A 9915-nucleotide genomic window follows, 5' to 3' on the forward strand; every position below is an offset into this window, starting at 1 on the left:
GTACCGAAATTAAATATTAAGTCTATAAATACGGTTTTTGAGTTGCTTTTTAAGACTTTATTTTGTTCCGTTAGGCTGTACTCCAAGTTTACATAATGGTTCTTATACGAAATTCGGGTGTAACTCCAAAATAGAAGTGTCCATCTAAAAATCCAGTTGAAAAATTAGCTCCTATTTGCTCGTAATTCAACGATAAGATACTTAATGGTAGATCCCCATCCATAAAACATAAAACTCTACACTGAGCGCAAATGAGAGCCAAATAGAGCCAAATTTTTCATCAACTTAAGAGATAGCAATCAAAAAATATGAAAAAGTAAAATTTCTATTCAATCTTAAAATTCAAAATTTATCCTTAATTTTAATAAATTTTAAATAATAACAATTAATTACAGAGCGAGTGTCTACGAGCGAACTGATGAAATATGATTTTCATTCTGTTTTTTCTCTGATTACAAACTTCCATTTGCTTCACAACGAAAGTAACAGAGCATCCCGAAGGGTGCGAACTTTGAAGCTTTTGCTTTTAAAAATGCCATGAGCGAAGCGAATGCCATAATTTTCTTTTTGCTTTTGGTTATTACATACAACAGTTACAAAATCGCCCCACTGCTGTGAGCGTAAGCGAACAGCAATAGAGTACGAGGCTTGCCGAGTGCCAAGGGCGATTTTCTTTTTCTATTTTTAATCTTTTTAAAAGCTTTATATAAAGCTTTACAGCTTTATAAAAGCTTTAAAAAAGCTTTACGGCATACCTGAAAGTCTTATATAGCAGTGCTTTCAGAGTATTTAGGGGGGTGGCGTTGCAGACTAGGGGGGGTGGCGTTGCAGACAAATTACCATTAAAGGGGGGTGGCATTGCAGACTGAGGGGGGTGGCGTTGCAGACTGAGGGGGGTGGCGTTGCAGACTAGGGGGGTGGCGTTGCAGACAAAAAAACATCCTCATTGACTAACATTAAAGGGGGTGCTATAAAATAATACTTCACCCCCTTTATGAAAATAAAAATTGTGAGTAAAACTGCTAAAAAGAGTTCAATCAACGACTTCACAGAACAAGATAAAGTATTGTATCCATTACTTTCTCCTGAGAAGAAATATCCTGAACATCTCGCTGTTCTTCAAAATGCTTTTTGGCTGCTTCAACACGAAAAGCCACCAAAAGATGATATGTTGAAGCTGCTCATGTTTTTTAGTCCTAAAGTGCGCTTATCCAATGACTTACCAACTGAGCAAACAGTCTTTTCAATTACAGCAAAAGAGTATGCAGAGTTAACTGGCTTGAATATAAAAGGGGCTTATGCTGCTTTAGATCGTGTTGTTGACGCTCTCTACAATCACAGCGTTATTTTTCATAATGAAGAACGTGGGAATGTACGGACTAGACTTGTCACTTCAACAGCTTACAAAGAGGGGAGATTTACAGTCAGTTTTACACACTATGCTCTGCATATTATGTATGTCTTCAATCAACAACACCCTTTCACAAAGCTACAAATCAAGTCAATTTCAGGACTGCACGGACATGGATTAAAGTTATATCCATTATTAGTTCAAAATGAATATCGTTTTAACTTTGATATTGCAATCAGCGACCTAAAAGAAGCCTTAAATATTGATTTGCAGTCATATAGCGATTACAAAGAGTTTAAAAAGTTCGTGTTAAAACCACATATTGACTTGATCAACCTAAAGACCGAATTATCTGTTCAATATAAAGCTGAAAAAAAAGAAGGTCGGAAAGCCAGCCATGTCAATTTTACTGTAACAAAAAAACGAACAGTCAAAGCAGAAGAACCAAAGAAAAAAGTACCAGATGAACCACAAGAAGAACAACCAAAAATTACAGCAGCAATAGTCTATAAAGAACTTATAAAAAGACCTGAACTACTCCCACGTTTTCAAGAGTCAGGAGAAGCAATAAATGAGATGATTGATCGAATCAAAGAGGATTTTAAAAATGGTAATCAAGAGCGATGGCTTAATAAACTTCAAGAGTTCGGAATAACTTTTGAAGAGACTGCTCCATTTTAATGTTAAGAAAATTTGAGTACAGCTTTAACAAAATATTTTGTTAAAGCTGTACTCAAAAATTTGTCATCTTATTTTTTTAATTTTTCTCTACGTGCGTCATCATTGTGTAAATATAATGCTTCTTTCAAATCGTCAGAACTTTTAAAAATTTTATTCTGTTCACGTTTTGAAGAAGATTTTAAAACTTTAGTGAGTAAACAAATAAACTGTTCTTGTTCATTTTGATTTAAAACATTTTCACTTTTATCAAAAATTTGTTTAATTACTAATTCAGAAATACCAAATTTTTGAGAATCTACAATTTTTTTCTCAGTTGGGGTTAAATCTGGAAGAATATTGTTAAATACTTCAAGACTTTCACCAACTAATTTTTGAATATTTTGTAATGTTTTTTTAGCAGTTTTTAGTTCTTCTTTATTTAGTTTATTACTTGTAATTTTATTTACAAGATCATTAACTTCTTGAGTATATTTTTTACTTTCAAAAATTGGAGTATTGTTTTGTTCAGTCATTTTTAACACCTTTTAAAAATAAAAATATCTAATCATTACCATGAAAAAAAAACAAGATCAAATTATCGTTTTTAAACTATTGAAGTGTGAGATCAGATTTCCGTTAAACTTTTTACACGACATTTCACAGTTTCAGAATTTTATGAAATAAAATTCTGAAACTGTAGAAATGACGAAGTAAAAAGCGCACTTTAACCCAAAATGAACATTTCGCTTCGCTTCATATTCATTTTGAGTCGTGCGCCCCCTCCCAAACTAGGGCAGGGGGGGACTTTTAAGGCGTTCTAATGAGAAAGTAATTTATTGTGCTTTGCACAATAATTATTTTCATGTAACGTCTTAAAAGTAGAAAAGCAAAACCGTCACTGGAGCATGATATGAGTGATAAAATCGTTATTCGAAATAGTTATTCTCATCGTGTTTCGACTGTCAAAAAATCTAATGGTCATAGTATTTTAAGAATTATTGCTTACATCATGGCTCGAAAATTAGAAAATAATTTAACAGGAAATGAGCATAATTTTTCTCATAAATCAGGTGTAATTAATACAGGTTTTTTTATGCCGCATGGCATTAAAACAGAAATGAATGAAGAACAATTTTATAATCATATTGAGAATAATAGTCACGCATCTACAAACATTATTGCATATAGTTCTATTCTTGCTTTACCGCCAGAGTTATCACAAGAAGAACAAATAAAAGTTGTCGAAAAATTCTGTGAAGATTTCACAGAACAGTATGGAACTTGTATTAGTTATGCGATACATGAAGCTGATAATTTGAAGCGTAAAAAAGCTCGATTAGAAGAAATTGAAAAATATAATTTGCCTGAGGATAAAGAAGATTTACAGTTACAGATTCAAAATAATCATGTGCATTTTGTGATTCCATATTGCAAAATTGAAGCACTCACAGAGCAAGATTTAAAGTCAAAACGTAAGAAAAAATCTCACGGAGATACATTTAAAATTGGCAGTCAAGTTAAAGATTTTAACCCGATAAAATTTGGCTCAGAGATTAAAAAAGATAAGCCCGACTTAATGAATATTGAGCAAAACTTTTTGCAATATATGCGTCAAAAGCCGTGCGATTTATTTAATGATGCATTAGAAAAAAATGGACGAATTGAGCGTTATACACATAAGTCATATAAAAATTTGGGCTTGCAGATCAGCGCAACAATTCACGAAGGCGAGATGGTGAAAAGCCGTGTTGCGCAAGGCAAAAAAATGGACGTTCACGAATACAACAAGCAACAAAAAGCGAAGCAAAAGACTGAATCTGACTACCTAAATTTTATCAATGTTCCACTACCGAAAGAGCTTGCATATAAGATTTTAAGCGGTGAAAAACTTGCTGAGAAAGAGTTATTAGATAGCTTAAAACATCAGCTGAAATCTGACTATGAAGAAGCTCAAGACTTACTTGATCAGATCAATAATGCACATCAGCTCATAGATAACAAACTTGCAGATCACGAGCATGAAACGCTCGATTTACGTGAAAAGCTAGACAAGCTAAAAGAATCCAACTCCAACAATGCCCCAGGTGCAACACCTGAACCTCAAGAAACACTTAGTCAAAAATTGGAACGCTTGAAACAGAAGCAAGCTGAAAAGCCAGAGCCGAAAGATGACAACGATTATTCACCGTTTTAACTAAAAATTTGGAGCAGTCACATGAATGATAATAGCGAAATTATTGATTTACTGACAGCGATTGTCAGCACGATTGAAAGCCAGGATGAAAAGGCAAATAAGGCTAAGTTTGAGCTACTGGAGCAATTGAAAATCATTGCATCAAAGACTGATACAGTCAGTACAAACTTTCCGAAATTGATCGAAACACTATCAAATTTTGATAGCAAGATTGCATCAAGTTTTGATGATATTCAAAACGTCAGCAAGCAGTTAAATAGTGTCGTGCAGCAAATCTGTATTGCTGAAAAAGCAATTCAGACCGTGCAACAGCAAGCACAAAATCTACAGCTTAATGACACAATCAAAACACTGAATAATGCAGATCAAACTGCACAACAGCTTAATCGTTATTTACACAGCTCAAGCAAGACATACAAAGAAAATATGAATGCTGCAACTGATATCGCTATCAGTCAGATCAAAAAGTTGAAAAGCGAAGTCAACACAATTGCAGATAGTTTTACTGAAATCATTACAACTGATATTTCCAACAGAATTATTAATGATGTATCTGCAAAATTGACACAGCAAGTCGTCCAAAATTTAAAAGTTGAAATTGAGACAGGAGCCAAAGAAACGGCTGAAACACTTTCAAATAAAGCATTTCAGCATCTTAGTAAGACGTTACAACAGACAAAAAATGAAGTCGAAAGCGGTGCAAAAGAATTTCATAGAGAAGTCATCTCAACATATCAAAACGACTTAAAACAGCTCAAAGCGATAAGTTCAGAGATTCAGCAGACAGCAGATAAATCAAATAGAATCTATATGCAACGTGAAGAAGCATATCAAAATCACGTTAGCCAAGAAAAAGCCTCGGTTAAAAAGAACTGGATTTTAATTGCTGCCACAGTTTGGATCGGATTTACAGCAACTGTTGCAGGTGCTTCTTATATCACAACCAAATCAGCTGAAAGCGTTGTAAACAAAGCGACTGGCTATGTCGATTTACAGAATAATTGGATGAAAAATGGCTTTCGTAGCATCAACAAAGAAGAATGTAATGCGTACATGCCGAAGCAGCAATTTATGCAAAACCGTCCAATTGATTTTTGTTATTTCAGCAAGACACCTGCTCATCAAGTTCAAACTCAACATGGATACTTAAATATATTTACCAAGTAAATAAAACAGCTTAAAAATAAAAAGACACTTTAGTGTCTTTTTATTTTTACAGAAGCTTGGCTCCCATATTTAAATAAAAAATCAGCTATGATGAATCACTATTCATAGCTATAAAACAAATCAAAGAACAATGCCTAAATTCACCGTTGCAGAATTAGCCAAAAAATATGGAATCGCTCGTACATCTATTTATGATCGTATGAAGAATGGTTCTATTAGTTATGAAATTGACTCTAAGAATCGAAAAGTCATTGATTTTAGTGAAATGCAACGTGTTTACGGTATGCCTAACAGTCAGGCTGACAGTAAGCCTGATAGTAAGGAAACTGACAACACTACAGTTGAACTGTACAAGCAATTGATTGAAGAATTACGACATGATAAATCAGTTGCCGAAGAACGTGAAAGGCGTATGTACAAAGAGATTGAGCAACTTAAAGATAAAATTGACAACCTAACATTAGCACTTGGCTATACCCCTAAAAATATTCAGCCTGACAGTCAGGCTTACAGTACAAATGAACAAATCCGTACAACTACAGACTTACAAGAAATTGTACAGCCCGAACAAATTACAGCAATAGAAAATAAGCCTATTCAGCAAGCTGCTACGATAACACCGGAACCTAAAAAACGAGGTTTATTGGGCCGAGTGCTACATGCTGTTTTAAGTGATGACTAGAGGTTGAATTGTTTACCAAGGCTTATTAAAACCGTGAAACATTGATCAAAGAATAGGCGTGGAACGTGAAAAATCATAAAAAAAGCCCAATCGGTGGCGATTGGGCTATCAACTAGAAACTACAGCATTGATTTCTAAAGATAATTAGAACGCATTTCGTATAAGGTGTATTATGTTAATTTTAGAAAATCTAAAATAATTATTGATAATTTTTTTTTTGAAAATTTAACATACCTTCCGATTGATATTTTAGGTATGATTACTTATGAACAGTGTGTTACTCGCTTATGTATTACTTGGATTTGCAATAGTTTCCGAAGTGATTGGAAGTAGTTTTTTAGTTAAATCGGAAGGGTTTACAAAACTTTTTCCAAGCGTGATGGTCTTTATTTTTTTTAGCACGGCATTTTATTTATTATCACAAGTTATTAAAACAATCCCTTTAGGTATCGCATACGCTATATGGGCTGGTGTTGGGATTGTTCTAACTGCTGTAGTTGGCTACTTTGTTTTTAAACAGACACTAGATAATCCTGCTTTAATTGGAATTGGTTTTATCGTATCTGGCGTAATAATTATTAATTTATTTTCGCAATCAGCAGGTCATTAAGTGAAAGAAATTCGGCAACAAAAGAAGCAACCAGAGGTTATTCGAAAGCGCATCCTTGAACAGGCAACTATTCTTGTTTCTCAAAAGGGTATTTCTGGTGTTTCTATTCAAAATATTGCTACAGCAGTAGGTATAACAAAAGGGGGGGTATTTCACCATTTCCCGAATAAAAAAAATTTGATAGAAGAAATGTTCAATCAAATAATTCTTGATTTAGATCAAACAGTTGAATACTTGATTAAACGCGATCCAACAGAATATGGTAAATTCACACGAGCTTATATTCATAGTTCTTTTATCCATCAAATAGATGGGGTGGTTTCTGCTTGGTCAGCGTTATCAATGACTATGATCACAGAGCCTACCTTTAATAAAATTTGGATGGAATGGCTAAAAAATAGATTATCTCAACATGCAGAAACGGATAGTCATCCTGATTTAGAGTTACTTCGTTTAGCAGCAGATGGGTTGTGGCTACAAAGTATTACCGGAGTCATTGATGATGAGCAATGTTCAAAATTAGAAGACGATCTGCTTAATCGAACCTATTTAACATAAAATCTCTTATTCGAAATTTGAACTGTAAGCCCCAGATAGAAAAATCCAGTGCATAGAACGGCACTGTTGCAAATAGGCTGACATGATAAGCTAAATATCTTATTTATTTCGAGATACAGCAGATGAATCCCTTCCACGGTCGGCACTTTCAAGGTGAAATCATTCTTTGGGCTGTTCGTTGGTATTGTAAATATGGCATCAGCTATCGTGAACTTCAGGAAATGCTGGCCGAACGTGGAGTGAATGTTGATCACACCACAATTTATCGCTGGGTTCAGCGTTATGCTCCAGAAATGGAAAAACGTTTACGTTGGTATTGGCGTAATCCTACAGATCGACATTTATGGCATCTGGATGAAACTTACGTAAAAGTGAATGGCAAATGGGCATATCTATACCGTGCAGTTGACCAACGTGGCCATACTCTTGATTTCTATCTTTCTGCTAGACGAAATACCCATTCAGCTTATTGTTTTCTTGGAAAAATTTTAAATAATGTGAAGAAGTGGCAAATTCCACAAGTGATCAACACGGATAAAGCACCCACATATGGACGTGCTTTATCACGGTTAAAACGGGAAGGTAAATGTCCACCAGACCTTGAGCACAGGCAGATTAAGTATAAAAATAACGTGATTGAATGTGATCATGGCAAGCTAAAGCGGATCATCAGGGCCACATTAGGATTCAAATCTATGAAGACGGCTTATGCCACAATTAAAGGTATTGAAGTCATGCGTGCACTACGTAAAGGACAAGCATCGTCATTTTATTATGGTCAGCCTCAGGGTGAAGTGTGTCTAATCAACAGGGTTTTCGGTCTCTAAGTACTTTTTAAAGGGAACATCATCGACTCAAATCTCTATTTGCAACAGTGCCCCATGAAGTGCCTGCCTGCGTCTGTTAGCCGAACGCCCCGCGCATGGCGCTCAAATAGCAGGACACCAAGGTTATCCTCCAGCGCTTTCACACGCGCGCTGACGCTCGACTAGCTGATACCAAGTGCCTTGGCCGCATGCCGAAAATTCAGATGCTCGGCGACGGCGATGAACTGAACAAGGGAAATGAGCGGTATCCTGCCAGACAGGATACCGACATTCACGAGGTTTCGATGGTTAGTGCGCCGCATCGGAGCGGGCCTGCTACCAGTCGTCGGTTAGACGACTGGCGACTTCTCGGTGGCAGCCCCACGGAGCCGAAGGAGCACCAGCCCCAACGAAACCAGTACCGCCATCGCCGTGGCGTAACAGATCACGGGCCACGCTGTGTCACCGTTTAAAAGTGCCACCGCCAATGTCCCGACAATGCTGACTATCAGGCTTTGAACGCAGAAGTAGAACGCGACCGCTGATCCCGCGATGTCGTCGAACTCTGCCAAAGCGCCGTTCGCGGTAACGGACACCGTGAAGACAATACCGACCGCGACAACCCACATCGGTAGGATGAAGGTGAGGAATGACGGCGAGCCGTAAAGTTCGCCGATCCCCAACAGGACCGCTCCGCAAACAAGCAACGCCATCCCACGCGCCACGCATCCTGCGATGCCCCATCTGGCGACAAAGGACTTCGCGAAACGGGTTGTCACGATCATTACAAGCGCGACAGTGGCGAAGGCAAAGCTGAATCCGATCTCGGAATATTCCGCTTGGCCTATGAGCACACGGGGAGCCGTCGAGAAGAAGACGAAGTAGGTGCCCATACCGGCGCTAAAGCCGACAGTGTAAACCCAAAAAGCCGGACTCGCGAAGATCGGCAAGACAGATCGGCGCGTCTTGACTTGATCCAGAGGGCGGGTTTCGTGCCACCTGAAACCCGCATTTAGGAGTGCGAGCATCGCCAGTATAGCCAAAGTAATGAATATCGCCTGCCATCCCAAGAACTCGCCGATCAATACTCCGGCGATAGGGCCGAGCGCAGGCACGAACGCCAGCATCGAACTGAAAAGGCCGTAGATGACGACACCCTCAGGACGGTTGGCATAAACGTCGCGAACCGTCGCGAACGTCGCCACCAGCATGGCCGACGCGCCCACTGCTTGAAGTAGACGGAAAGCGACAAAGGCCGGTGCAGTTGAAGACCAAGCTGCTCCCAGAGACGCAATGACGAAAGCCGTTGCGCCCGCAAGTAGAATTGGCCGTCGCCCGATTCTGTCTGAGAGCGGACCAAAAATCACCTGGCCCACGCCGAGCATCACCATATAGAGGCTCAACGTGAGTTGGATCATAGCGGGCGTCGTGTTCAGGATGCCGGGCATCGCTGGAACGACAGGGAGATAAATATCCATCGCCAGTGAAGCGAGGATGTCGAAAGGAGCCATCAGCAGCAGTGCTGCCGGCAGCGTATAGGCCCACGCGGGGCGTGTGGTGGTCATGACGAATCAACCCTCGATTAAGGAATACCGGGCGACGTCTGCTCGTCAGCAATCAGATGAGACTAGCCTTACAGAGCGCCGCAACAACAATACTGGTTGTTGCGGCTTACTTGTCTGCTGACTTGGAATTTCCCATCTGATTACTCCACGCTTACGAATATGAATTGCTACATTTTATCCGATTATCTTTTGCTTCGCAATGCGGCATGGGCGCACTCAGCGTTCCAGCCCCCTCTGCCGCCCTAAATGCTTGCTCCAATGCATCGAGCACCATATCTGTATTCATCCGTGTCGATACTTTCCATCCAACAATTGCTCGTGA

At 38.7% G+C, this 9915-nt stretch carries 9 protein-coding genes and 1 pseudogene; 7 read left to right on the top strand and 3 right to left on the bottom strand.

Annotation, left to right across the window (positions count from 1 at the left end):
* Positions 1–1009: 1009 nt before the first annotated feature.
* Positions 1010–2032, top strand: coding sequence for a replication initiation protein (locus HX129_RS17190; protein ID WP_180124985.1), 1023 nt, complete (start codon positions 1010–1012; stop codon positions 2030–2032).
* A 68-nt stretch (positions 2033–2100) separates the two neighbouring features.
* Here HX129_RS17190 and HX129_RS17195 read toward each other — a convergent pair whose 3' ends face one another.
* Positions 2101–2544, bottom strand: a complete 444-nt coding sequence (locus HX129_RS17195; protein WP_180124983.1) for a hypothetical protein — start codon at positions 2542–2544, stop codon at positions 2101–2103.
* A gap of 377 nt (positions 2545–2921) precedes the next feature.
* On the opposite strand from HX129_RS17195, the gene HX129_RS17200 reads away from it, so the two are divergent.
* The 6 genes from HX129_RS17200 to HX129_RS17225 all read left to right on the top strand — a co-directional run bounded on the left by HX129_RS17200 (position 2922) and on the right by HX129_RS17225 (position 8049).
* The gene (locus HX129_RS17200) at positions 2922–4205 is read left to right on the top strand and encodes a MobA/MobL family protein (RefSeq protein WP_286436371.1); all 1284 of its coding nucleotides are present in this window, start codon (positions 2922–2924) and stop codon (positions 4203–4205) included.
* Between the two features lie 21 nt (positions 4206–4226).
* Complete coding sequence (locus HX129_RS17205) at positions 4227–5372, top strand: hypothetical protein (protein WP_180124980.1); 1146 nt, start codon at positions 4227–4229, stop codon at positions 5370–5372.
* 130 nt (positions 5373–5502) lie between these two features.
* Positions 5503–6054, top strand: coding sequence for a plasmid replication DNA-binding protein (locus tag HX129_RS17210; protein WP_180124978.1), 552 nt, complete (start codon positions 5503–5505; stop codon positions 6052–6054).
* 265 nt (positions 6055–6319) lie between these two features.
* A complete protein-coding gene (locus tag HX129_RS17215; protein ID WP_005146112.1) occupies positions 6320–6664 on the top strand; it encodes an SMR family transporter in 345 nt (114 codons plus the stop codon).
* Positions 6665–7222, top strand: a complete 558-nt coding sequence (locus tag HX129_RS17220; protein ID WP_005146114.1) for a TetR/AcrR family transcriptional regulator — start codon at positions 6665–6667, stop codon at positions 7220–7222. It begins immediately after the preceding gene.
* A 122-nt stretch (positions 7223–7344) separates the two neighbouring features.
* Entirely contained in the window at positions 7345–8049 is a 705-nt protein-coding gene (locus HX129_RS17225) for an IS6 family transposase (protein ID WP_005028420.1), read from the top strand.
* 35 nt (positions 8050–8084) lie between these two features.
* On the opposite strand, the pseudogene HX129_RS17830 reads toward HX129_RS17225, so the two are convergent.
* Both HX129_RS17830 and floR read right to left on the bottom strand, forming a co-directional pair.
* Positions 8085–8198 (bottom strand): annotated as a pseudogene (locus HX129_RS17830) (LysR family transcriptional regulator); the annotation flags it as partial.
* A gap of 180 nt (positions 8199–8378) precedes the next feature.
* On the bottom strand, positions 8379–9593 hold the full coding sequence (gene floR, locus HX129_RS17235; protein WP_000214122.1) for a chloramphenicol/florfenicol efflux MFS transporter FloR: 1215 nt from the start codon (positions 9591–9593) through the stop codon (positions 8379–8381).
* Positions 9594–9915 lie beyond the last annotated feature (322 nt).

The organism is Acinetobacter sp. 251-1 (assembly GCF_030329305.1).
Lineage (GTDB): Bacteria > Pseudomonadota > Gammaproteobacteria > Pseudomonadales > Moraxellaceae > Acinetobacter > Acinetobacter piscicola_A.